This is a genomic window from Streptomyces kurssanovii, from assembly GCF_040677245.1.
Lineage (GTDB): Bacteria > Actinomycetota > Actinomycetes > Streptomycetales > Streptomycetaceae > Streptomyces > Streptomyces kurssanovii.
The window spans coordinates 1-21,974 of sequence record NZ_JBFAQK010000007.1; the positions used below are offsets into that span (position 1 = coordinate 1).

The 21,974-nt window shown below is 73.6% G+C and carries 21 protein-coding genes and 1 pseudogene; 6 read left to right on the forward strand and 16 right to left on the reverse strand.

Going from position 1 to position 21,974, the window contains the following annotated elements:
- Positions 1-79 precede the first annotated feature (79 nt).
- Positions 80-1,555: a xylulokinase gene (gene xylB / locus AB0K36_RS07810; RefSeq protein WP_364589800.1), complete on the reverse strand. Its 1,476-nt coding sequence runs from the start codon at positions 1,553-1,555 to the stop codon at positions 80-82.
- A gap of 168 nt (positions 1,556-1,723) precedes the next feature.
- Here xylB and xylA point away from each other — a divergent pair, with 168 nt between their 5' ends.
- Positions 1,724-2,893 (forward strand): xylose isomerase, encoded by a 1,170-nt coding sequence (gene xylA, locus AB0K36_RS07815; protein ID WP_159684181.1) that lies wholly within the window; start codon positions 1,724-1,726, stop codon positions 2,891-2,893.
- Between the two features lie 52 nt (positions 2,894-2,945).
- Here the strand turns inward: xylA and AB0K36_RS07820 are convergent, their stop codons facing one another.
- Positions 2,946-3,365, reverse strand: coding sequence for an ATP-binding protein (locus tag AB0K36_RS07820; protein ID WP_229834567.1), 420 nt, complete (start codon positions 3,363-3,365; stop codon positions 2,946-2,948).
- A gap of 291 nt (positions 3,366-3,656) precedes the next feature.
- Between AB0K36_RS07820 and AB0K36_RS07825 the strand changes: the two genes are divergently transcribed.
- Positions 3,657-6,431 (forward strand): helix-turn-helix transcriptional regulator, encoded by a 2,775-nt coding sequence (locus AB0K36_RS07825; RefSeq protein WP_364589804.1) that lies wholly within the window; start codon positions 3,657-3,659, stop codon positions 6,429-6,431.
- Positions 6,432-6,738: 307 nt separating this feature from the next.
- Here the strand turns inward: AB0K36_RS07825 and AB0K36_RS07830 are convergent, their stop codons facing one another.
- The 5 genes from AB0K36_RS07830 to AB0K36_RS07850 all read right to left on the reverse strand — a co-directional run bounded on the left by AB0K36_RS07830 (position 6,739) and on the right by AB0K36_RS07850 (position 11,326).
- Positions 6,739-7,785, reverse strand: coding sequence for a YeiH family protein (locus AB0K36_RS07830; protein ID WP_364589807.1), 1,047 nt, complete (start codon positions 7,783-7,785; stop codon positions 6,739-6,741).
- Positions 7,785-8,366 carry a cysteine dioxygenase family protein gene (locus tag AB0K36_RS07835; RefSeq protein ID WP_364589810.1) on the reverse strand — a complete coding sequence of 194 codons (582 nt, stop codon included), beginning with the start codon at positions 8,364-8,366 and terminating at the stop codon, positions 7,785-7,787. Before AB0K36_RS07835 ends, AB0K36_RS07830 begins: the two co-directional genes overlap by 1 nt.
- A gap of 106 nt (positions 8,367-8,472) precedes the next feature.
- Positions 8,473-9,378, reverse strand: a complete 906-nt coding sequence (locus AB0K36_RS07840) for a LysR family transcriptional regulator (protein WP_364589813.1) — start codon at positions 9,376-9,378, stop codon at positions 8,473-8,475.
- Positions 9,379-9,459: 81 nt separating this feature from the next.
- Positions 9,460-10,272, reverse strand: a complete 813-nt coding sequence (locus tag AB0K36_RS07845) for an SAM-dependent methyltransferase (RefSeq protein WP_364589816.1) — start codon at positions 10,270-10,272, stop codon at positions 9,460-9,462.
- Positions 10,273-10,387: 115 nt separating this feature from the next.
- Positions 10,388-11,326 (reverse strand): NAD-dependent epimerase/dehydratase family protein, encoded by a 939-nt coding sequence (locus AB0K36_RS07850; RefSeq protein ID WP_364589819.1) that lies wholly within the window; start codon positions 11,324-11,326, stop codon positions 10,388-10,390.
- Between the two features lie 226 nt (positions 11,327-11,552).
- Here AB0K36_RS07850 and AB0K36_RS07855 point away from each other — a divergent pair, with 226 nt between their 5' ends.
- Both AB0K36_RS07855 and AB0K36_RS07860 read left to right on the forward strand, forming a co-directional pair.
- Complete coding sequence (locus AB0K36_RS07855) at positions 11,553-12,023, forward strand: cation:proton antiporter regulatory subunit (protein WP_189464642.1); 471 nt, start codon at positions 11,553-11,555, stop codon at positions 12,021-12,023.
- Positions 12,024-12,025: 2 nt separating this feature from the next.
- A pseudogene (locus AB0K36_RS07860) lies at positions 12,026-13,246 on the forward strand (cation:proton antiporter); the annotation flags it as partial.
- A 656-nt stretch (positions 13,247-13,902) separates the two neighbouring features.
- On the opposite strand, the gene AB0K36_RS07865 reads toward AB0K36_RS07860, so the two are convergent.
- Positions 13,903-14,808, reverse strand: coding sequence for a helix-turn-helix domain-containing protein (locus AB0K36_RS07865; protein WP_364589823.1), 906 nt, complete (start codon positions 14,806-14,808; stop codon positions 13,903-13,905).
- Positions 14,809-14,917: 109 nt separating this feature from the next.
- Between AB0K36_RS07865 and AB0K36_RS07870 the strand changes: the two genes are divergently transcribed.
- On the forward strand, positions 14,918-16,483 hold the full coding sequence (locus AB0K36_RS07870) for an alpha/beta hydrolase (RefSeq protein ID WP_364589826.1): 1,566 nt from the start codon (positions 14,918-14,920) through the stop codon (positions 16,481-16,483).
- Positions 16,484-16,603: 120 nt separating this feature from the next.
- On the opposite strand, the gene AB0K36_RS07875 is transcribed toward AB0K36_RS07870, so the two are convergent.
- From AB0K36_RS07875 to AB0K36_RS07910, 8 genes are all read right to left on the reverse strand, one after another.
- Positions 16,604-16,882 carry a gas vesicle protein K gene (locus tag AB0K36_RS07875; protein WP_435877813.1) on the reverse strand — a complete coding sequence of 93 codons (279 nt, stop codon included), beginning with the start codon at positions 16,880-16,882 and terminating at the stop codon, positions 16,604-16,606.
- Positions 16,879-17,112, reverse strand: coding sequence for a gas vesicle protein (locus AB0K36_RS07880; protein ID WP_364589832.1), 234 nt, complete (start codon positions 17,110-17,112; stop codon positions 16,879-16,881). Before AB0K36_RS07880 ends, AB0K36_RS07875 begins: the two co-directional genes overlap by 4 nt.
- Entirely contained in the window at positions 17,096-18,010 is a 915-nt protein-coding gene (locus tag AB0K36_RS07885) for a GvpL/GvpF family gas vesicle protein (RefSeq protein ID WP_364589835.1), read from the reverse strand. Before AB0K36_RS07885 ends, AB0K36_RS07880 begins: the two co-directional genes overlap by 17 nt.
- Positions 18,011-18,073: 63 nt before the next feature.
- Positions 18,074-18,481, reverse strand: a complete 408-nt coding sequence (locus tag AB0K36_RS07890; protein WP_364589838.1) for a gas vesicle protein — start codon at positions 18,479-18,481, stop codon at positions 18,074-18,076.
- The gene (locus tag AB0K36_RS07895) at positions 18,478-18,753 is read right to left on the reverse strand and encodes a gas vesicle protein GvpG (protein ID WP_364589841.1); all 276 of its coding nucleotides are present in this window, start codon (positions 18,751-18,753) and stop codon (positions 18,478-18,480) included. Before AB0K36_RS07895 ends, AB0K36_RS07890 begins: the two co-directional genes overlap by 4 nt.
- 5 nt (positions 18,754-18,758) lie before the next feature.
- On the reverse strand, positions 18,759-19,502 hold the full coding sequence (locus AB0K36_RS07900) for a GvpL/GvpF family gas vesicle protein (RefSeq protein WP_364589844.1): 744 nt from the start codon (positions 19,500-19,502) through the stop codon (positions 18,759-18,761).
- 3 nt (positions 19,503-19,505) lie between these two features.
- On the reverse strand, positions 19,506-20,006 hold the full coding sequence (gene gvpJ / locus AB0K36_RS07905; protein ID WP_364589847.1) for a gas vesicle protein GvpJ: 501 nt from the start codon (positions 20,004-20,006) through the stop codon (positions 19,506-19,508).
- Positions 20,007-20,142: 136 nt separating this feature from the next.
- A complete protein-coding gene (locus tag AB0K36_RS07910) occupies positions 20,143-20,457 on the reverse strand; it encodes a gas vesicle protein GvpO (RefSeq protein WP_189464627.1) in 315 nt (104 codons plus the stop codon).
- A gap of 323 nt (positions 20,458-20,780) precedes the next feature.
- Here AB0K36_RS07910 and AB0K36_RS07915 point away from each other — a divergent pair, with 323 nt between their 5' ends.
- Positions 20,781-21,932, forward strand: a complete 1,152-nt coding sequence (locus tag AB0K36_RS07915; protein WP_364589850.1) for a serine hydrolase domain-containing protein — start codon at positions 20,781-20,783, stop codon at positions 21,930-21,932.
- The last annotated feature ends 42 nt before the right edge of the window (positions 21,933-21,974 follow it).

The window sequence follows — 21,974 nt, forward strand, 5'->3', positions numbered from 1 at the left end:
ACGTCATTTGTCATGCGGCTCACTTTTCCCTGCCGGGGACCTCGATGCGAGCGTGCGCGGCCGTGTGCCTCCCGGCGTGTCAGCCCGCCGCCGCCTCCTCCACCGCCGACGACACCCGCTCCCACGTCTCCATGTCCCGCTCCACCGCCTCCAGTTCCGTCCCCGAACCCGCTCCCCAGTCCGACGCCAGTGCCACCGGGTCCGCTCCGGTAGCCGCCGCCGCGGCGAGCGCCGAGGCGCCGAGGGCGACGAGTTCGCCGCTGGCGGGGATCAGCAGGGGGCGGCCCGACAGGCGGCGCACGGTCTCCACCCAGTGGCGCCCGTTCGCCCCGCCGCCCACCAGCCGGAGGGGGCGCGCGGCGGTCACGGGGTCCGACGGGTCCTGGCCGCAGGCGCGCATGACCTCGTCGAGGGCGCGCAGGACGGTCACGGCCGCCCCCTCGTAGGCCGCGCCGAGGATCTGCTGGCGGGTGGTCGTGTGTCGCAGGCCGGTCAGCATGCCGGACGCTCCCGGCAGGTCGGGCGTCCGTTCGCCGTCGAGGTACGGCAGGAGGACGACCTCACCGCCCGCTTCCGCGGCCTCCCGGTCCAGGCCCAGCAGGGAGGCGACCTTGTCGACGGCGAGAGTGCAGTTCAGGGTGCAGGCGAGCGGCAGGTACGTGCCGTCCGCCGCCGCGAACCCGGCGAGCGCCGGTGACGCGGGGCGTGTGCGGCTCGCGGCGAACACGGTGCCCGACGTACCGAGGCTGAGGGCCGGGTGGTCGAGCAGTCCCGCTCCGCCGAGCCCGAGGCCGACCGCCGCGGCCATGTTGTCGCCGGTTCCGGCGGCGACGGCGATACCGGCGGGCAGGCCGAGCCGCTCGGCGGCGGCGGGCGTGAGCGAGCCGACGCGGGTGGCGCCGGTCGGCGCGACGGTCGGCAGCAGCGACGGGTCGAGGCCGACGAGGTCCAGCAGAGCCGGGTCGTACGCGCCGGTCGCGGTCGAGTACCAGCAGGTGCCGGATGCGTCGCCGGGGTCGGTGGCGGCGACGCCGGAGAGGCGTTCGGTGAGGAAGTCGTGCGGCAGGCGCACCGCCGCCGCGGCGTCCGCGGCGGCGGGCTCGTTCTCCCGCAGCCACTGCCACTTGGCGGCCGTCATGGAGGCGACGGGGACGGAGCCCGTGCGGGCGGTCCATGCGTCGGGGCCGCCGAGTGCCTCGGTGAGGGCGGCGGCCTGAGGCGCGGAGCGGGTGTCGTTCCACAGCAGAGCGGGCCGCAGGGGGGCGCCGGCGCGGTCGAGGACGACGAGGCCGTGCTGCTGTCCGGCGACCGCGATGCCGGTGACGGCGGCCGGTTCGATGCCGAGCCCGGCCAGTTCCTTGAGGCCGGCGGCGACGGCGTTCGCGAGGGCCTGCCACCACACCTCGGGGTCGGTCTCCCGTGCGCCGTTCTCGCCGGTGACGTGGTGGGACGCCCTGCCGACGGCGAGGAGCCGCCCGCTGGTGACGTCGGTGAACGCCGCTTTCGTGGACTGTGTGGAGCTGTCCACCCCGATGACGACCGCGTTCGCCGGCATTGCCGCACCTCTCCCATGAGCCCGTGCGCGGCCATTTGGCCGAGCTGGAAACAAATTACGTCACGCGCCCGCGCGACAACAGTGCCCGGGGGGCTTCTGCGATCGGGGGTCGGCGTGCATTATTAGTAAGGCCAGAAAACAAACCAGTGATCCAAGGCGGACATGGCCATGACGGAACGCTTCACCCCCACCCCCGAGGACAAGTTCAGCTTCGGCCTCTGGACGGTCGGCTGGCAGGGCCGGGACCCGTTCGGGGACGCGACCCGGCCGCACCTGGACCCTGCGGAGTCCGTCCGGCGGCTCGCCGACCTCGGCGCGTACGGTGTGACCTTCCACGACGACGACCTGATCCCCTTCGGGTCGAACGACAGTGAGCGCGAGGCGCACATCAAGCGCTTCCGTGAGGCGCTGGACGCCACCGGCCTCATCGTGCCGATGGCGACGACCAACCTCTTCACCCACCCGGTCTTCAAGGACGGCGGCTTCACCGCCAACGACCGTGACGTGCGCCGCTACGCGCTGCGCAAGACCATCCGCAACATCGACCTGGCCGTGGAGCTGGGCGCGCAGACGTATGTCGCCTGGGGCGGCCGTGAGGGCGCGGAGTCCGGTGGCGCCAAGGACGTGCGCGTGGCGCTGGACCGGATGAAGGAGGCCTTCGACCTGCTCGGCGAGTACGTCACGGAGCAGGGCTACGACCTGCGCTTCGCCATCGAGCCCAAGCCGAACGAGCCGCGCGGCGACATCCTGCTCCCGACGGTCGGCCACGCGCTGGCGTTCATCGAGCGCCTGGAGCGCCCGGAGCTGTACGGCGTCAACCCGGAGGTCGGCCACGAGCAGATGGCCGGGCTCAACTTCCCGCACTCCATCGCGCAGGCGCTGTGGGCGGACAAGCTCTTCCACATCGACCTGAACGGTCAGAGCGGCATCAAGTACGACCAGGACCTGCGCTTCGGCGCCGGTGACCTGCGCTCCGCGTTCTGGCTGGTCGACCTGCTGGAGACGGCCGGTTACGCGGGCCCGCGGCACTTCGACTTCAAGCCGCCGCGGACCGAGGACTTCGACGGCGTGTGGGAGTCGGCGGCGGGCTGCATGCGCAACTACCTGATCCTCAAGGAGCGTGCCGCGGCCTTCCGCGCCGACCCCGAGGTCCGTGAGGCGCTGCGTGCCTCACGCCTGGACGAGCTGGCGCGGCCGACGGCGGAGGACGGGCTGGCGGCACTGCTGGCGGACCGGACCGCGTTCGAGGACTACGACGTGGACGCCGCCGCCGAGCGCGGGATGGCGTTCGAGCGCCTCGACCAGCTGGCGATGGACCACCTGCTCGGAGCGCGCTGAGCCGCGCGCACACGGGGCCGTTCCGGATGATCCGGAACGGCCCCGAGCCGTCTCACAGATGTGCGTCGAAGGCCTGGAGCGGGTCGCGCACGAAGGGCGGCCTGGAGTGGAGCGCGATCTCCGCGAGCACCACACTGCCCAGCTCCATCCGGTGCGTCATGATCCGTGTCGCATAGGCGTCGACGAGGCGCAGACCGCGCCCGCAGGGGACGTCGGCGTCGAGCGGTTCCTGCCGGCGGGTCACCCGGTGTTTCCAGCAGCCACCGTCCATGACCTCGACCGTCAGCGCGTCGCCCCGGACGCTGATCACCGTGGACACCCATGGGCTGCCGCTGTGCAGCACCACGTTCGTGACCAGTTCGGTGACGATGACGGACAGCGCCTCGTCGAAGTGCTCGGCCAGTCGCCATCGGCGTGCGACTGCCCGGGCGAAGCGCCGGAGTGCGCGTGCGGCCTCCGGCGTGGCGGGCATGGCGCAATGCGCCAGGCTTCGCAGCGCGGAGGTGGGCCCGGCCCGCCCAGGGGCAGGGCTCGGTGCACGTTCCATGGCAATCACATGGGCTCCTGTTCGGTCGGGCGGCATCGCCCTGACTCAGGTCCAGCGGCCGGGGAGTCCTTCTCCAACCTGGCCGTCGAAAGCCACGCAGCTGTTCTGCGGCAACCCCAACACTCGTATCCGGACACCTCCCGTTCAATCAGGGACACTGAAACCCGTATACGTAAAGAATCGAAATGCCTTGGAATCTCCGAGGAGAGTGATTCGGTGGACACATGGAGTGACGAGGCGGCCGGCCGGTGGCTGGAGCGCGTGCTCACGGGGCCGTCCGCCGATGAGGCCGCGCTCCTGCTGGTCGAGGGCCCTGCCGGGACGGGGAAGACCCGCCTCGCGACGCGTCTGGCGGACGGCGCCGCGGCCCGGTCCGTGCGCAGTGTGATCGTCTCGTTCTCGTCGTCCGGAGCCACCGTCGTGTGCCGACCGCGGCCGACGACGGCCGACAGGTCGGCGGGCAGCGCACCCCGGCAGCCGCCCGGCCCCGCCGATCTGCCGGGAGCCCTGGCCCCCCTCCTCGAACGGGGCGAGCGCTTCCTGCTCGTCGCGGAGGACGTCCACCGCGCCGACCTCCCGGCTCTCGAGCTGCTGCGCGGGCTCCTCGACCGGCCGCCGGACCGGCTCGCCGCGGTCGTCACGTACCGCCCGGAGGAACTGCGCGAGCCCGGCCTCGCCCTGGGCCGGGGGGCCCACTTCCCCGCGTCCCTCGCCGTGCTGCGGCTGCGGCTCGGCCCCCTCGACGCGCAGCGGGTCCGCGAGCTGGTCGAGGAGGGACTCGGCCCGAGCCGCTGCCCGTCCGACCTGGTCACCCGTGTCCAGGAGCGGTCCGGCGGCGTGCCGCAGGTCGTCGCCGACCTGGTGCGGCTGCTGCGCGAGTCGGGCGACGGGCGGGAGCGCTTCTCGGTCAGGGACCTGGAGGCGGCGGGCGTCCCGCCGCGCCTCGCCGAACTCGCCCTCGGCCGCACCGCGGCGCTCACGGAGCGGGCGCGGCACGTCGCCTGGGCCGCCGCCGTGCTGGACGAACCGGTGGAGGCGGACGAGCTCTCCGCGGTCGCCGGTCCGGACGGCGGCGAGGGCACGCAGGGGCTGGTCGAGGCGGTGCGCGCGGGGGTGCTGCGGGAGGACGCGGAGGGCCGTTACGGGTTCTTCGTCCCGCTGGCGGCGACAGCGGTGTACGGGCAGGTGCCGGGCCCCGTCCGCCGTGAGATGCACCGCAGGGCGGCCACGGCCCTCGGCCGCAGGCACCCGGTGCCGTGGGTGCCGCTGGCCCGCCACCGCCGGCACGGCGGTCAGACCAAGGCGTGGCTGCGGGCCGTGGAGCGTGCGGCGCTGCAGTGCGCGGCCGACGGCGAGCACCAGGCCGCGATCGACATCCTCGAGCGGGCCCTGTCCCGTCCGACGGTGCCGCCTGACGCGAGGGCCCGGCTCGCGCCGCTGCTCGCGCACAGCGCCGTACTGGGGCTGCGGAGCGATCAAACGGTGACGGTGCTGCGGCAGATCCTCGACGAGCAGTCCCTGCCGGCGGCAGTGCGGGGACAGATCCGGCTCGACCTCGGCCTGCTGCTGTGCAACCAGGCGGTCGCGGGCATGCAGGGCTGGCTGGAGCTCCAGCAGGCGGTGGAGGAGCTCGAGGAGCGGCCGCTGATGGCGGCCAGGGCCATGGCGGCGCTGGCGATGCCGCTGCTGTCGACGGTGCCGCTGGAGCGGAACCTGTACTGGCTGGAGCGCGCGGAGAAGGCCGGCGCGGACAGCGGCGACGAGGAGGCCGGTACCGCGGTCGCCGCCAACCGGGCGGGCACGCTCATGTACATCGGCGATCCGGCGGCCTGGCAGGTGCTGGAGCAGTTGCCGAGGGAGACGGAGGACGCCGCCTGCCGTCAGCACGTCGCCCGTGGACTGTGCAACGCGGCGGACGGCGCGCTCTGGCTGGGCCAGCTCGGCCCCGCCCGGGGACTCCTCGCCGAGGGTGTGGAACTGGCGGCCCGCAGCGGAGCGGCGTACGTCGAGCAGGGGGCCCGCGGCACCTCGCTGCTGCTGGACTGGGCCGAGGGCGACTGGTCGGAACTGACCGGCCGGGCCCGCGCGTTCGTGGCGGAGGCGGACACCATGCCGGGCCAGGGCGTCGACGGCCGTACCGTTCTCGGGCTGATGGCGATCTCCAGGGGCGAGTGGCAGCAGGCGACGGCGTGGCTGGCCGGCGACGGCTCGCGCGAGACGGACGGTTCCGCCGTGCCGCACGTGGCGGCCGCGTCCGGGGCGCTGATCCGGATGGCCTTGGTCCGCGACGACGTCGAGACGGCGGTCGCGGAGGCGTCGATGGCCTGGGACCGGATCAGGGACAAGGGCGTGTGGGTGTGGGCGGCGGAGCTGGCGCCGTGGGCCGTCGACGCGACGTTGCGCGCGGGCAGGCGCGACACGGCGCAGGGAATGATCGACGAATTCGAGGCGGGCCTCGACGGCCGCCAGGCCCCCGCGTCGTCGGCGGCGCTGAACTGGTGCCACGCGCTGCTCGCCGAGGCGGACGGCGACCCGCGGACCGCGGCCGAACGGTACCGCCGGGCGGCCCTCGAGTACGCGGGCATGCCGCGCCCGTACGCGACGGTGCTCGCCACCGAGGGGGCCGCCCGCTGCCAGTTGGCCTCGGGGACGGACGCGGCCGCCGTGGTCGCCGAACTGACCTCGTGCGTGGAGCAGTTGACCGAGCTGGGCGCGGTCTGGGACGCCGCGCGCCTCCGAGCCGAGCTGCGGGCGCACCAGCCCTCCGACGAGCAGCGGCCGCGTGGCCGGCCGAGCTACGGCGACCGGCTCTCGCCGCGCGAGCAGGAGGTGGCGGACCTGGCGGCGACCGGTCTGACCAACCGGGAGATCGCGGCGACGCTGCATCTGTCGCCGCGTACGGTGGAGCAGCATGTCTCCAGGGCCCGGCGCAAGCTGGAGTCGCAGTCCCGGCAGAATCTTTCACGGACTCGTGCCCAGCGCCCCGAGTGAGCGGGGGCGGCCGGCGGGCCGGCGCGGCGTGCGGGACCGCCGCGGGCCAAGTGCCACACGGGGCCCGGTCGATTCTTTGCGTATAGGTAGATGAGCGGGTCCCTATAGGCAGCACCGGTCCGGCGGCCCTAGTTTCCGAGTGTGCCCGGGGCTGCCGGGATGCCGACCGACCACGCCGCAACCCCACATGTGGCCGTTGTCGGGACGCCATGGGATTCCGGCCCCGGGCACGAACACGCCTCGTGCCGCGTACGGCGTACGCACCCGGCTGCCCGCGCCCCTTCCCGCGGCCCCCTCCAGGCACCGGTCACGCCGGCACCAGCAGCACTCCCGCGTAGGACAGCCCCGCCACGACCAGCCACGCCGACAGGCCGAGTGCCGCGACCCGGCCGCCGGTGCGGGTCAGGGAGGGCAGGTCGACGGCGCTGCCGAGCCCGAACAGTGCGGCGGCGAGCAGCAGTTCCTGCGCGACGTGCGCCGTCTCCAGCGCCGCCGAGGGCAACAGCCCGGTGCTGCGCAGGGCCACGGCGGCGAGGAAGCCCACGACGAAGAGCGGCACCAGCGGCACCCGTCGCGCACCGCTCGCCCCCTTGGCGGCTTTGTTCCTGCGGCGCGCGGCCAGCGCGACGACGGCGACGAGCGGGCCGAGCAGCGCCACCCGCATCAGCTTCACGAGCACGGCCTCGCCGAGCGCGGCGTCCCCCGCGGTCTGCGCCGTGGCGACGACCTGGCCGACGTCGTGGACACTGGCGCCGGCCCAGCGGCCGAACTCGGCGGCCGTCAGACCCAACGGCCCCTGAAGGAGAGGGAGTACGGCGATCGCCAGCGTCCCGCACAGCGTGACCAGTGCGACGGACGTGGCCGCGTCCCGTTCGTCGCTGTCCCGTACCTCCCCCACCGCGCCGATGGCCGACGCGCCGCAGACGGCGTAGCCGGTGGCGATGAGCAACGGCTGGTCCCCGGGCAGCCCCAGCCGCCGGCCGAGCCACCAGGTCCCGAGGAGTGTGGCCGTCACGACGCCCAGCACCATGGCGACGGTGGTCCAGCCGAGGCCGCGTACGTCGTCGAGGCCGAGCCGCAGGCCGAGGAGCACGATCCCGGCGCGCATCAGCCGTCGCCCCGCGTACGAGAGTCCCGGCCGGGCGGGCCCGCGGACGGCCGCCCGCAGGCGGGGCGGGTGCGCGGCGGCGACGCCGAGGACGACGGCGGCGGTGAGCATCGGCACGCCGGGCAGGATCCGGTGGACGGACCAGGCGAGGGTGACGCCGAGGGCCGCCAGCGCGAGCCCTCGCAGCCGGGTTCCCTCGGCGCGGGCCCGGGGAGGTGCGGCGGGCCGGTCCCGCAGGAGCGCCATCAGCGGTCGGCCGGCAGGGCGTAGACGCGGCGGACGCTGCTGCCGAGCCGGGATATGTCGGCGCCGTAGACGTGCAGGGACGTCGCGGTGGAGGGGCCCGGGTTCCATACCCGGTGGATGTCCCCGGGTGGCGCGAAGCCGCAGAACTCGCCCTGCCCGCTGACCACATCGCCGGTGGCCACGAGCCGCGCGGTGCCGTCCGCGCGGGCGGCGGGCAGGAGACGGTAGCGCCGCTCCTGCTCCCGGCCCTCGTGCACGCCCGTGGTGCACCAGGAGACGTGGTCGTGCACGGACGTCCCCTGTCCGGGCAGCCAGACGAGCGCGACGACGGAGAAGCTGCCGTCGTGCTCGGCGTGCAGGAGGTGCTGCCGGTAGCGGTCCGGGTCGCTCTGCCGCTGCTCCGCGGTGAGCAGGTCGGGGGCGCCCAGGTGCGGCGCGAGGCGTTCGCCGACCAGGTACGCCGTCGGGTCGGGCGGCAGCCCGCGTCCGACCACCTCGCGCACGCCGGCTATGAGGGCGTCGAGACGTTCGGTGGTACGGGGGGCCGTGAACGCCCTCGGTGCGGTGGGAGCCGGAGTCATACCGGCAAGCCTCGAACCGCGGAATCATTACGTCCAACGACTGTTTCTTCGGTTCTCCCAAGCCCTGCTTATACATGCCCCGGTGAGCCTGTCGGCTGCCGGCCGGTCAGCAGCCGGTCTTGTTCGCGGCGACCGTCCTCAGTTCCTCGAGGACGAGCGCGGTCGCGGGAACGCGCAGATGCTCCTTCAGGACGTACGCCGAGATCTTGCGCCGGGACGCGGGCTGGAGCGGGCGGCCGGCGACCTTGGCGTGGCGCATGAAGTTCAGTACGAGCGCCGGGATCATGGCGACGCCGAGCCCTTCCGCGACGAGGCTCTGCACGGCGAGGTTGTCGTCCGTCGTGAAGGCGATGTCGGGGACGAAGCCCGCCTCCGCGCACTCGTGGAGGAGGTTGGCGCGGCAGCGCGGGCAGCCGGCTATCCAGCGCTCTTCCGCCAGGTCGGTGAGCCGGACGACCCGCCGCCGGGCGAGATGGTGCCCGCCGGGCAGCAGCACGGTCAGCTGGTCCTCGAGGAGCGGGATCTCCACCAGCTCCTCCGGCACCTCCTCGTGCAGCCCCGGGTAGGTGAACGCGAGCGAGATGTCGCACTCGCCGCGGGCCAGGCGCCGCAGCGACTCGGGCGGCTCGTTCTCGAGCAGGTCGACGCGGATGGCGGGGTGGGTGGCCGTGAGCCGGGCCAGCGTCTCGGGGACGAGGGTGGAGTTGGCACTCGGGAAGGCGCAGACGCGGACCCGTCCGGCACGCAGCCGGGTCAGGGCGTTCATCTGCTCCTGCGCGGCCGACATCGAGTCGAGGATCGCCGTCGCATGCCTGGTCAGCGCCTCGCCCGCCTCGGTGAGCCGCATGCCCCGGCCGACCCGGACGAACAGCGGCGAGCCGACGTCGCGTTCGAGGGCCTTCATCTGCTGCGTGACGGCCGGCTGGGTGTAGCCGAGGGCACGAGCGGCGGCCGAGTACGAGCCGGTCCTGACCACTTCGTGGAACGTCTTGATGTGCCGGGAATCGAACACCGGTGCATCATAAGTGGGTTTTGGGGGGTCACAGCCCCCGGCTCCCGGGACGCCGTGGCCTCGCGGCCGTTTCCGGCCCGGCTACGGCTTCCGGGCCACCGCGCCGTACAGCGAGATCACCGCGTTCTCGTCGACGCTCTCGCCCACGGCCAGCTCGGGGTGCCAGTCGGTCAGCTGGACGAGTCCGGGCTCCACCATCTCCAGGCCGTCGAAGAAGCGGACGATCTCGTCCTTGGTGCGCGGCGCGAGGGTCACGCCGCCGGCCGCGTACATCGCCACGCCGCGCCCGACGGCGACCGGATCGAAGTCGGCGGTCAGCTGCGACAGTACGAGGTAGCTCCCGGAGGGGAGCGCGTCGACGAGCCGGGCCACCAGGTCGTAGGGGCGGTCCTCGTCGCCGAGGAAGTGCGTCAGCGCCACCAGGGAGAGCGCGACGGGACGCGCGAAGTCCAGGTTCTCGCGTGCCTGCTCCAGGATGCGTCCGGGGTCGCGCACGTCGGCCTGGACGTAGTCGGTGATCCCCTCGCGGCTGCTGCGCAGCAGCGCCTCCGCGTGGGTCAGCACGATGGGGTCGTTGTCGGTGTAGACGATCCGCGCGTCGGAGGCTATGCCCTGGGCCACCTGGTGCAGATTGGGCTCGGTGGGGATGCCGGTGCCGATGTCGAGGAACTGGCGGATCCCGGCCTCACCGGCCAGCCAGCGGGTGACCCGCTGCATGAACCATCGGTTGGTCCTGGCGACATGCCGGGCCGTACCGTCGACACCCATGATCTGCCTGCCGAGCTCCTCGTCGACCGGGTAGTTGTCCTTGCCGCCGAGGAACCAGTCGTACACCCGGGCCGGGTGCGGCCTGGTGGTGTCGATCCGTGCCGCGGCCGGCTCTGTCCCGGTCATGCGGGGCTCCCTCACTGCTCGACGCCCGTTCCTCCCGGTCCCGGGACGATCGCACGATCTTCGCAGGGCCGGCTTCGCACGGCAAGCAACTCCCTTGCCAGGGCAGCCCGTTGTGTCACAGAAGGCCGTCGCGGAAGCCCTGCCGCCACGACGGGTACCGCAGCGTCCAGCCGAGCTCCCGCTTGGCCTTGGCGTTGGAGAAGCCTCGCCCCTCGGTCATCATCGTCACCGCCACGTCCCCGGCCAGCAGCCGGGCCAGCCACTTGGGGACCCGCATCGGCGGCTTCGCGCCCGCGCACGCCGCGAGGTAGGGCAACCACTCGGCGGCCGGCGCCGGTTCGTCGTCGACGATGTTGAACACTCCCTTCACGTGTTGCTCCACGGCAAGGACGGTGGCGCTCGCCGCGTCGTCGACATGCACCCACGAGCTGTGGCCGGTGCCGCTCCCGACGAGCGGGAACTGCCGCTTGCGCAGGAGCTCGACCTGGTCATCGGTGGCACCGGGCCCGTAGAACGCCCCGTACCGCAAGGCCGCGCCACCGGCCTTGACGACCGCGTCGTCGACGTAACGGATCGCCTCCATCCCCGGGCTCGCCGTCGTCCCCGTCATCGGGTCGAGCGGGTCCTCCTCGGTCTTCACCCATCCGCCCTCGCGGATGCCGTTCCAGCCGGCGTAGCTCTGGGCGACGACATGGGACACGCCGGCCTTCCCGGCGGCGGCCAGCAGGTGATCCGTCCCCTCGGTGCGGAGCCGGTTGGTGGTGGCGAACCAGCGGTCCATGTGCTTCAGGTCGGGCTTGCCGGCGTGCGCCATGGAGATGGCGGTCATCTGGTGCACGATCGCGTCGGGCCGCGCCCCGGCCACCGCCTCATCGACCGACACCGCGTCCAGCCCGTCCATCACGACGGCGTCCGCGCCCAGCTGCTTCAGCAGGCCGAGCTTGGCCGCGCTCGTCGTCGTCGCCGTCACCTCGTGTCCCCTGGCCACGAGCTGCGGCACCAGCCGCCGCCCCAGGACCCCGGCCCCGCCTGCCACGAACACCCGCACGATCATCACCCTTCCTGATTCCGGAACGGACTCTCACACAAGAGACGGGACAGCCCGGCACGTCTGTGACACGGGACCGCGGCACCCGTGCCACCCGTACGGATCCAGCGATCGCGTCCGGTACGGCGACGGGCTCCTTAGACTGATCAGCGATCCCCAAAACGGTACAAATCCCTTTATACCGATCCAGGACGCATCCCCTCCCTCTGGGAGCCGCTCCCGGGAGGCGAACATGACCACCCGTCGCACCCCCCTGCCAGGCGTCGGCACCCAGTTCGACTTCGGCACAGAAAGCGGCCACCACGTCTCGGTGGTGGTCCACAACGACGGCCGCCGCTTCCTCGGCTTCTACGGCGCCGACGACCCCGACGCCTGCCTGCTCTCCGTGCCGCTGGGGCCCGAGGAGGCCACGGCGCTGGCCCATCTCCTCGACGCCGAACCCATCGACGCCGTACGGACCGACGGCATCGACCTCGTCACCGAGCACATCCCCGTCGGAGCCCGGTCCCCCTACGTCGGGCGGGCCCTCGGCGACACCGGGGCCCGTACGAGAACCGGCGCGTCGATCGTCGCGGTGCTGCGCCGGACGGGGGCGCACCCCTCGCCGGGCCCCGGCTTCCGGCTCGCCACCGGCGACACGCTCGTCGCGGTCGGCACCCGGGAGGGCGTCGACGCCCTCGCCGGGATCATCGCCGGAGGCTGACCGTGCACGACACGACGATGCTGCTGATCGAGCTCGGCGCGATCCTGCTCGGGCTGGGCCTGACCGGCCGCTTCGCGGGCCGCTTCGGTCTCTCCCCCGTCCCCCTCTACCTGCTCGTCGGACTCGCCTTCGGCTCCGGCGGGCTGCTGCCGCTGAGCGCGAGCGGCGACTTCGTGGCCGTCGGCGCCGACATCGGCGTCATCCTGCTCCTGCTCATGCTGGGCCTCGAGTACAGCGCCTCGGAACTGGTCGACAGCCTGCGCACCCAGTACCCGTCGGGCGCCGTCGACTTCGTCCTCAACGCCCTGCCGGGGGCGGGCGCCGCGCTGCTCCTGGGCTGGGGGCCCGTCGGTGCCGTCGCTCTGGGCGGCGTCACCTGGATCTCCTCGTCGGGCGTGATCGCCAAGGTCCTCGCCGACCTGGGCCGGCTGGGCAACCGCGAGACACCGGTCGTCCTCGGCGTCCTCGTCATCGAGGACCTGTCGATGGCCCTCTACCTGCCACTGCTCACCGCGCTGCTCGCCGGGCTGGGCCTGGCCGGCGGGGGGATCGCGCTGATCATCTCGCTCGGCACGGTCGCCATCGTCCTCTACGTGGCCCTGCGCCACGGCCGGCTCGTCAGCCGGGCGGTCTCCTCCGACAACCCCGAGATGCTGCTGCTCGTCGTGCTCGGCCTCACGCTGCTGGTCGCGGGCGTCGCCCAGGAGCTCCAGGTGTCCGCCGCGGTCGGCGCGTTCCTGGTCGGCATCGCCCTGTCGGGGGAGGTCGCGGAGGGGGCGCGGAAGATCCTGGCGCCGCTGCGGGACCTGTTCGCGGCGGTGTTCTTCGTCTTCTTCGGCCTCTCGACCGACCCGAACGCGATCCCGCCGGTCCTGCTCACCGCGCTCGCGCTCGCCGCGGCCACCACGCTGACGAAGATCGCCACGGGCTGGTACGCGGCCCGCCGCGCGGCCATCGGCCCACGCGGCCGCTGGCGGGCGGGCGGCACGCTGGTGGCGCGAGGCGAGTTCTCGATCGTCATCGCGGGCCTCGCGTCGGCGGCCGAGCCGAGGATCGGCCCCTTGGCGGCGGCGTACGTCCTCATCCTCGTATTCGTCGGCCCGCTCGCGACCCGCTGGAGCGAACCCCTGGCCTCCTGGCTCCTCCGCCGCCCCCAAGACGACCGGCTGGCGGGCCCGGCGGGTGACCGTCCTACGGGCGCGGTGGGGAGCACGGCGCCGGGCACTCCGGCCGGCCGGCCGGTGGGTCCGGAAGCAGACGCCCCGGACAGCCTGGCGCCGGGCGCGCGGGCCAACGAGACGGCCTACCGGCCTACCGGCACTCCGGCCGGCCCCGCGGCGGGCGCACCGGCCGGCCCGACTACGGATCCGGAAGCAGACGCTTGGGCCGACCCGGCGACCGGCACGGCGGCCGACCAGACGACCGACCGGCCGACAGGCACGTCGGCCGACCCGACGGCGGGCCCTGAAGGTGGCGCGCCCGAGGAGATCGCGCGGTGGACGAGCGAGCGGCGACGGAGGGACGACCGGCCTTGATGGGGCTCGCTCCGAGCGCCGGAACCGACACCCTGAGGCCCACTGCGGGTGGCGAACACCCGAGACCCGGCCCGACCGGTTCAGGCGGACACCCCGGCCGGCCGCGCGTGGCGAACCGTCGGCGAGCGGCGCGGTCGGACGCCTCGGGCGCGACGGTCCCGTCCGGCGGACGGCCCCCGACGGTCAGCGATCACCGAACCGCCGCCGTGCCGAAGTCCGGTCCGCCGGGCGCCACGGCGCGCGAGGGGCCGGTGCAGGCGTAGGCCCAGGCGCGGGACGGTCCCGTCCAGACTGATGCCCCGGGACCGCCTGCGGTGGCGAACACCGAGGCCCGGCCCACCGGTTCAGGCGGACGCCCCCGCCGCCTGAACCGGGTTCAGCGCGGCGCAGAGCCAGTCGTGTGCGGCGCCGGGGGTCGGTTGCGACGGGCCGAACAGCTCGGCGGCGAGCTGCCAGTAGCGGTCGATCCGAGGGTCCGCGGCGAGCTGGCCGGCGAGCAGCCGACGGAAGTCCGGAGTGTCGCGCGTGCCGCACGAGTGGGCATAGGCGGCGACGAAACAGTCGAGTGCTTCACCCTCGTGCGGCTGCCGCCGGTCAAGCATCTGCCGCGCCGCGAGCCCGTACGCCTCGCCGAGACCCTCGTAGAGCATGGCCGGGCGGTACCCCGTGTCCGGCTGGTGCACCGCGGGCTGGCAGTCCTCGTTGCCGTGGCAGGGCCCGGAGACGAGGGCGTGCAGCCGGGCGAAGGCGAGGACCTGGTCCGGGGCCGGGTCGGCCGGCGGCTGCGGAACGGCCTGTTCGACGATCGCGGACACCACTCGCGCCGGGAGCCGTGCGGGCAGCCAGCGCCGCCAGAAGCGCGCCAGCGCGGCCGTACTGGGCGGGGCGGTCACGGAACCGATCAGCCGCAGGCGGTCCACGCGTTCCTCGGGAGTGCAGTCCTGGAGCAGTCGCAGGGCGGCCTCCCGCCAGCGCAACGCGGTCATCCGGGATCCGATCTCCCGCAGTTGACCCGCGACGACGTCCTCCAGAGCGTCCTCCTGGTCGAGGACCCTTCCGACGTCGGGCACCGGCAGGTCGAGGGTGCGCAACGACCGGATCAGGCGCAGCCGTTCGATGGCCTCCGGACCGTAACGCCGGTGGCCACCGCTGCTGCGGGCGGCTTCGGGCAGCAGTCCGCGGTCGGAGTAGAAGCGGACGGTCTTGACGGTCACGCCCGCGTGCTCGGCGAGCTCTCCGATGGTCCACATGCCGTCAGGGGACAAGGTTGCACCTCCCTCAGGGGGAGTTCCTACGGTACCTGCGAGCGCGGACGGCCTGGTCGGCCGGTCGTGCGGACCACGTGTACGAGGAGATGTGATGACGGTTTTCATCCTGGTGTCGGACGCCTTCACCGGCGGCTGGATCTGGCGCGACGTGGCCGCGGGGCTCCGCGGGTCGGGTGCCGAAGTGCATCCCGTGACGCTCACGGGCATGGGCGACCGCCGCCACCTGGCGGGCCCCGACACGGACCTGGAGACGCACATCCAGGATCTGGTGCAGTTGATCGACCATCTGGACGCTCCGGCGGAACAGGCCGCTCCGGACGTGGTGCTGGTGGGTCACGGCTACGGCATCCACCCCGTACTCGGCGCCGCCGACCGGCGGCCTGGACGCGTCGCCCGCATTGTCCACCTGGACGCGGGCCTGCCCCAGGACGGCGACGCGGCCCTCGCGCTGGTGCCCGACCAGACGGTCCGCGAACTGCTGGCGGACGGGGCGCATGAAACGGGGACGACGACAGAAGGAGCCGCCCTCGCAGGGGCGGCGGCGGAGACCGGGCTGATCCCTCCGCCGCCGGCCGGCGCATGGCAGCGGTGGGGCAGCACCGCCGGAGTCCCGGCGGACGCGCTGGCGCGGCTGACCCGGCTCGCCGCCCCGCAACCGAAGGGCACGCTGACCCGGCCGCTGCGGCTCTCGGGCGCGCTGTCCGGGGTGCCGACGACCGGCGTCCTGTGCACCGCCAACGGCTCGAGCATCGCCATGGTCGAGGGCCTGGTCGGCATGGGCGACCCCCGCCTGAAAGTGCTCACCGAGCCGCAGGTGACGTTCTTCGAACTCGGCACCGGGCACTGGCCGATGCTCTCCACACCGGGCGAGCTGGCCGAGGTGCTGCGCCGGGCCGCCGCCGGAGAGGGCCACCGGATCTCCCCGGCGGTGAGCGAACGGCCCGCCCATCTGCGGCCGTTCCTCCTCGACGTACCGGAACAGCACCGCGAGCGCACGGGACGGGTGGACCTCTACCTCCCCGACGCCGACGAGCCCCGTCCCGCGGTGGTCTTCGTCCACGGCGGCCCCCTCCCCGCCGAGGTACGCCCCACCCCGCGGGACTGGCCCGGTTTCGTGGGCCACGCCTCGTACATGGCGTCGCTGGGTGCGGTGGGCGTGACGCTGGACCACCGGCTGCACGACCTCACCGACTACGGTCGGGCCGCGGAGGACCTCGCGGAAGCGGTGGAGCTCGTACGAGCCGATCCGCGCGTCGACGGGGACCGGGTGGCGCTGTGGTTCTTCTCCGCCGGCGGGCTCCTGTCGGCGGACTGGCTCGCGGCGCCCCCGGCGTGGCTGCGCTGCGTCGCGGCGACGTATCCGGTGCTCGCGCCCTTGCCGAACTGGCCGCTCACCGCTCCCCGGTTCCGCCCGGCGGCCACGCTGCACAAGGCCGGCCGACTGCCGGTCGTACTGACCCGGGTGGAGCTGGAACGACCCGAGATCGCGGCGACGGTCGAGGAGTTCCTGACCGCCGCAGAGGACTGCGAGGCCGCGGTCGAGATCGTCGACGTGCCGCAGGGCCACCACGGCTTCGAGACGATCGACCACACGGAGGAGGCACGGGAGGCGGTGGCCCGGGCAGTGCGATCGGTCCTCGGACATCTGCGGGGCTGAGGCGCGCACGGTCTGCCGCCGGCGGGCGCGCACGGTCTGCCGGCCGGCGGCTCGACGGTGGGGGCCGGAGCGTCGACGGTGACCGTGACGCGGAGGGCAACGCCGGACCCGGGCGCGGGGTCAATCCCGCGGGAGCAGCGTCCCCAGGGGGCCCAGGTCGAGGTTGAGGTCCTCGGGCGACAGCCCGTGGTGGTCGCGGAGCTCGGCCATCCGTTCGTCCAGCAGCATCAGAGTCCGGCCGATGCGCTCCACCTGGTCGTCGGTGAGGTCCCCCTCGTCGATGCGGCGGATCGCCTGCCGTTCCATCAGTTGCCGCAGCAGTTCGACCACGGTCAGCACGAGTGCGACGAGGTCGCGTCCGACCGTGTCGGCGTCGAGGTCGACCCGGTCCACCGTCACAGCGGTCCACCGTCCGCCCATGGCGCGGGTACGCGCTCGTTGACCGAGGACAGCAGCGCGTGCAGGGAGACGCGCACCAGGGGCACCTCGGCGATGGCGATCACCAGGTCGCCGCTGACGACCACACCGGTGCCCAGTACCCGGTCCAGCAGGTCCACCAGGGGCACGCCGAGCGGGCCGCCCTCCTCCCAGGCGCCCTCCCACGGGACGGTCTCAGCCGTCGAGGTCATCGGTGTCGCCCCCGTCCACAAAGGAGTACGGCACCCAGGGCCCGGAGACCTCGATCCGGACTCCGTCCGCCTCCGCCTCCTGCCGCAGCCGTCCGACGGCCGCGGCCAGTTCACCTTCGCGGCCCTCCGCCACCAGGTAGGCGGCGTTCAGGACCTGGGTACGGCGGTCGCCGTCCGGCCCCGGGCCGTGCAGGCGCAGCCGGCGGGCGGCCACCGCGAGGTCCCGCAGGGCGGTGTCCACCCTCTCGGCCGCGCGCAGTGCGGTCTCCTGCCGGTGGTCGCGTGCCTGTTTCCGGCTGCGCACCCGCTCGAGGTAGGCGCGGCCGGCACCGGAACCGGCGGAGGAGGGGGCGGCGGGGGCCGTGGGCGCGGAGGTCCCTCCCGTACGCCCGGCCGGTGCGGGTGCGTCGGGCCGTCCCGGAAGGGCGTACGCCTTCACGCTCCACTCGGCGCGGCCCTCGATGCGGTCGAGCGCGGCGTGCAGGCGCTGCTCGCGCTTCGCGAGCGCGGTGCGGGCGCGTTCGTCGCCGAGGTAGAGGGTGGCCAGCGGCAGGGGGACGGTAGGGGCGCAGCGCGCCGCCGCGCAGACCACGGCGTGATGCGTCCGGGCGCAGCGCTCGAGTTCCGCGCCGTCGGAAAGCCGTTCCCGCACGGCCTCCTCGGAGAACCGGTCGGCCGGCACGTCCTGCACCACCGCGGTGAAGGAGCCGACGGGCAGCAGCCGGACGTGCGCGCCCTCCGCGTGGCCCGCCAGTCCTTCGAGTGCGGCCGGGTCGCCGCCGCGGCAGACGGCGAAGACGTAGGTCGCTGTGCAGGCGTCGGTGACGGTGGAGGTGGCGGTGTCGGTGGAGGTGTCGGCGGAGGTGGAGACGTCGGTCGTGCACGGGGCCGCCGTCATCGGATGCTCCTCATGTGGACGGTCCGGGGCTCGCCCGGGGAAGGAAGGGGTGCGAGGGAAAGGTCACGTGCCGGCCGGTTCCCCGGCCACGCCCGCCCCCGATGTCGGGGGGTCACCGCTCTCCAGCGCTTCGAGCCTTTCGCGCAGCCGCTGGTTCTCCTCGGCCAACGCGTCGCGGGCAGCGCGTGAGGAGAGCGCCGGGTCGGTCTCCCACCAGTCGATGCCGGCTTTCCTGGCGGTGTCGACCGAGGCGATGAACAGTCGCAGGCGGATGGTCAGCAGTTCGATGTCGAGAAGGTCGATCTTGATGTCGCCGGCGATGACGATGCCCTTGTCGAGAACGCGTTCGAGGATGTCGGCGAGGTTGGCGGTGCGCGGCCCGTAGGGGGCCGCGGTCGAAGCGGGTGCGTCCCAGGACGCGCTGGTCCGAGCCCCGGCCGCTGCGAGGGCCGTCCCGGTGCTGTCGTTCATCCGTGCGCTCCCGGTGTCGGTTCGACGGCGGCCGGCGGTGAGCGGAACAGCCGGTGCTCCAGCAGGTCGAGCAGCCGTTCCTCCTCGCGCTCGAACGCCTCTGTGCTGATCTCCCCGTCCTCGAGCGCCTCGTTCAGGGCCGCGAGCCGCGCCCGCAGGACCGAGGGGTCGTACAGCTCGTGCTCGGCCGCGTCGTTGACGCGCTCGGCGAGCCAGGCGACCCCTCTCACGGGTGCGAGCGGCAGCAGGAGGATCCCGGTCAGCAGGCCCATGCCGCTCAGGCCCCGACCGGCGCGCGCTCGGGGCCGACGAAGCTGTAGCAGGGCATCGGCCCCGTCAGCTTCAGTTCGACGCGGCCGCGGTGGCCGGCGGCCAGGCGCGAGACGGCGGCCGTGAACCGGTCGTGCCCGGAACCGCCGACCAGGAAGGATGTGTTGAGGACGCATCCGGCCACCTCCGGCCCCGCGGCGGTGCCGTCGGCGAGTGCGGAGAGTTCGCGCAGCAAGTGTGCCGCCGCTTCCCGGGCCCGGCGTTCCAGGCCCGCGGTCACCGCCTCGCCCAGGCGCAGGTTCGCCTCGTAACCGGGGCGGCGGCGGGCCTCGTCGCGCAGCCGCCGTACGTGCGGGTCCTCCCTGAGGAGGTCGGCCAGCCCGTCCTCCTGTGCCGGCAGCACCTTGAGGTTCATCTCCACGCGGCCGTCGATGCGGTCCAGGCAGGTCAGGTGGTGGCGCTCGGTCGCGGCCAGCCGCTCCACAAGGACATCCTCGCCGCCGCACACGGTACCGAAGCGCATGGGCACGACCGCGCCGTGCGCGGCGAGGGAGGTGAGGAGGCCCTGGTGGGCCATCAGGTCGCGCCTGCGGGCGCGCAGTCCCTCGGGCACGTCACTGACCACGGCCACCAGGCGGCCCGCAGGTAGGCCGCGGACCGGGGCGGGCGGCGAACCGACGCCGAGGCTTCCGGGAGGGAGCCCGTGGCCGGCGCGGACGATGCCGTAGACGTACAGGTCGCGTGCGGTCACCGATCAGTCCTCCTCGGCGCGCCGGGCGGTGCGCGGGCGGCTGCCACGGGTCCTGGTCGCCGTCCGGCGCCGCGGACGCGGCTCCTCCTCCAGGGGCTGCTCCTCCTCCAGGGCCTCCTCCTCCAACTCCGGCTCCACGTCCTCGTCACCGTCCCGCGCCCCGACGGCCCTCCTGACCTTGTCGCCCACCGACCTGACGGCCTTCCCCGCCGCCTTCTTGCCGACGGCCCTGGTCACGGCCCCGCCGCCGAAGAGCTCGGGCACGGTCTTGCTGCGGGTGTCGGTCTCCAGGTCCAGGCGGTTGCAGGCCTCGGCGAAGCGGAGGTAGGTGTCGACGCTGGCGATGACGATGCGCACGTCGACCTTGAGGATCTCGATGCCGACCAGGGAGACGCGGGCGAAGATGTCGATCACCATGCCGCGGTCGAGGATGATCTCGATGACGTCGTACAGAGTGCCCGCGCGGGGCACACAGGCGACCTGCTCGTTGTAGGTGGTGGTCATGCGGGGCCGTCCTTTCGGGTACCGCGCTGCGCGGTGGTCGGCTTCGGCGCTGGGCCGCCGCGCGGTGGTCGGCTGGGCCGGTCCGCGGGCTGGGCCGCTGCGCGGTGGTCGGCTGGGCCGGTCCGCTGCGCGGTGGTCAGTCGTCGGCCGCACCGCGCCGGTAGCGGCGGACCCTGCGGTAGCGCAGGAGCTCGCCGTCCCGGTCGAGTTCAACCTCGTAGGTGGCGAGCAGGCTGGTGGTGTCGGGGATGCGCGGCACCTCCAGCACGTCGACGTCGACGTGCCAGCCGTCCTCGGAACGGCTGATGGCGGACACGCCCTCCGCAGGGTGGCCGGTGAGCCCGGTGATGCACCGACAGGCCCGGCCGGCGGCCTCCTCTGGCCCCTCCACCGGCGGAGGGGAGGAGACAGCGGTCGCGGCGCGGCCGCGGGGTTCACGTTGCTCTGCCATGGGCAACAGTGTGTTCACCCCGAGCCGCGGGCTGCGCGTGCTGATGGGCCGGACGGACCACCTGCGCGGTGGGCCGGTGCCGCCACGCGGCAGGCCTGCTTCACAGCGGAGCGGAACGGGACGCGACCAGGTACAGGCGGCGCTGCGCTTCGCGTCCACCGCACCGATGGGGACGGATCCGGGTCTCTGACCGGGGTGACCCTTTCCGGTGACGGGGTGGCCAGGTCCGGCGCCTCCTTGACGGCCCCGCTGATGGGGCGAGCGATGATTCCTTGCCGCTGTGGCAGTCCTTCTTCTGACCGCACACGCGAGAAGGTGGCCAGATGACCGATCTGCACAACGTCCTGAGCGAACACGTCGACACCGAGTCGCTCCCCGGCGCGGTGGCCATGGTCGCGCGGGGCGATCAGGTTGACGTACAGGCAGTGGGCCACGTCGACGCCGAGCGCACGGCCCCGATGGCCAGGGACACGATCTTCCGGATCGCCTCGATCACCAAGCCCGTCATGGCCGCGGCGGTCATGATGCTCGTCGAGGACGGCAGGATCGCACTGGACGACCCGGTCGGGACGTGGCTGCCCGAACTGGCCGCGCCCATGGTCGTCCGCACGCCGGACAGTCCGGTCGACGACGTGGTCCCGGCCGTCCGGCCGATCACCGTGTTCGACCTGCTGACCTCGCGCGCCGGGTACGGCTTTCCCTCCGACTTCTCACTGCCGGCGGTGGAACCGCTGGTCAGTGAACTGAAGCAGGGGCCGCCGCAGCCGCAGGCCGTCCCTCCGACGGACGAGTGGATGGCGGCGCTGTCCCGGATCCCGATGCTGTACCAGCCGGGCGAGGCCTGGCTGTACAACATCTGCTCCGACATCCAGGGCGTACTGGTCGCCCGGGTCTCAGGCAGTTCACTGCCCGACTTCCTGGCGGAACGGCTCTTCAAGCCGCTGGGCATGACCGACACCGCCTTCGAGGTGACGCCCGCCAAGCGCGACCGCTTCACGAGCTACTACCGCGTCGACCCCATGGGCGCCCTCGAGTTGGCCGACACCCCGGACGGCCAGTGGAGCACCCCGCCCGCCTTCCCGTCCGGCGCGGGCGGCCTGGTCTCGACGGTCGACGACTACCACGCCTTCGCGCGCATGCTCCTCGACCGGGGCGCGACGGCGTCCGGCGGCCGCCTGCTCACCGCCGAGTCCGTGGGGCGGATGACCACCAACCACCTGACCCCGGCCCAGCGCAAGGCCGGCGGCCTGTTCCTGGAGGGCATGGGCTGGGGCTTCGGCGGGGCGGTCGATGTCGAGGCGGTCGAACCCTGGAGCGTCCCGGGCCGCTACGGCTGGGTAGGCGGCACGGGCACGGCGGCGCACGTCACGCCGTCGACAGGTGTGGTCACGATCTTCCTCACCCAGCTACAGATGTCCGGCCCGTCGTTCCCGGAGCCGATGCGGGACTTCTGGAGGTACGCGGCCGGGCTGTGATCGGTCAGGGGCACCGGGTGCAGAGTCGAGCCCGGCGCAGCA

Bases quoted from the DNA above. Each gene is read 5' to 3' on its own strand.
- xylB (WP_364589800.1), bottom strand. From the start codon at position 1,555: ATGCCGGCGAACGCGGTCGTCATCGGGGTGGACAGCTCCACACAGTCC.
- xylA (WP_159684181.1), top strand. From the start codon at position 1,724: ATGACGGAACGCTTCACCCCCACCCCCGAGGACAAGTTCAGCTTCGGC.
- AB0K36_RS07820 (WP_229834567.1), bottom strand. From the start codon at position 3,365: ATGCCCGCCACGCCGGAGGCCGCACGCGCACTCCGGCGCTTCGCCCGG.
- AB0K36_RS07830 (WP_364589807.1), bottom strand. From the start codon at position 7,785: ATGGCGCTCCTGCGGGACCGGCCCGCCGCACCTCCCCGGGCCCGCGCC.
- AB0K36_RS07835 (WP_364589810.1), bottom strand. From the start codon at position 8,366: ATGACTCCGGCTCCCACCGCACCGAGGGCGTTCACGGCCCCCCGTACC.
- AB0K36_RS07845 (WP_364589816.1), bottom strand. From the start codon at position 10,272: ATGACCGGGACAGAGCCGGCCGCGGCACGGATCGACACCACCAGGCCG.
- AB0K36_RS07850 (WP_364589819.1), bottom strand. From the start codon at position 11,326: ATGATCGTGCGGGTGTTCGTGGCAGGCGGGGCCGGGGTCCTGGGGCGG.
- AB0K36_RS07855 (WP_189464642.1), top strand. From the start codon at position 11,553: ATGACCACCCGTCGCACCCCCCTGCCAGGCGTCGGCACCCAGTTCGAC.
- AB0K36_RS07865 (WP_364589823.1), bottom strand. From the start codon at position 14,808: ATGTGGACCATCGGAGAGCTCGCCGAGCACGCGGGCGTGACCGTCAAG.
- AB0K36_RS07870 (WP_364589826.1), top strand. From the start codon at position 14,918: ATGACGGTTTTCATCCTGGTGTCGGACGCCTTCACCGGCGGCTGGATC.
- AB0K36_RS07880 (WP_364589832.1), bottom strand. From the start codon at position 17,112: ATGACCTCGACGGCTGAGACCGTCCCGTGGGAGGGCGCCTGGGAGGAG.
- AB0K36_RS07885 (WP_364589835.1), bottom strand. From the start codon at position 18,010: ATGACGGCGGCCCCGTGCACGACCGACGTCTCCACCTCCGCCGACACC.
- AB0K36_RS07890 (WP_364589838.1), bottom strand. From the start codon at position 18,481: ATGAACGACAGCACCGGGACGGCCCTCGCAGCGGCCGGGGCTCGGACC.
- AB0K36_RS07895 (WP_364589841.1), bottom strand. From the start codon at position 18,753: ATGGGCCTGCTGACCGGGATCCTCCTGCTGCCGCTCGCACCCGTGAGA.
- gvpJ (WP_364589847.1), bottom strand. From the start codon at position 20,006: ATGACCACCACCTACAACGAGCAGGTCGCCTGTGTGCCCCGCGCGGGC.
- AB0K36_RS07910 (WP_189464627.1), bottom strand. From the start codon at position 20,457: ATGGCAGAGCAACGTGAACCCCGCGGCCGCGCCGCGACCGCTGTCTCC.
- AB0K36_RS07915 (WP_364589850.1), top strand. From the start codon at position 20,781: ATGACCGATCTGCACAACGTCCTGAGCGAACACGTCGACACCGAGTCG.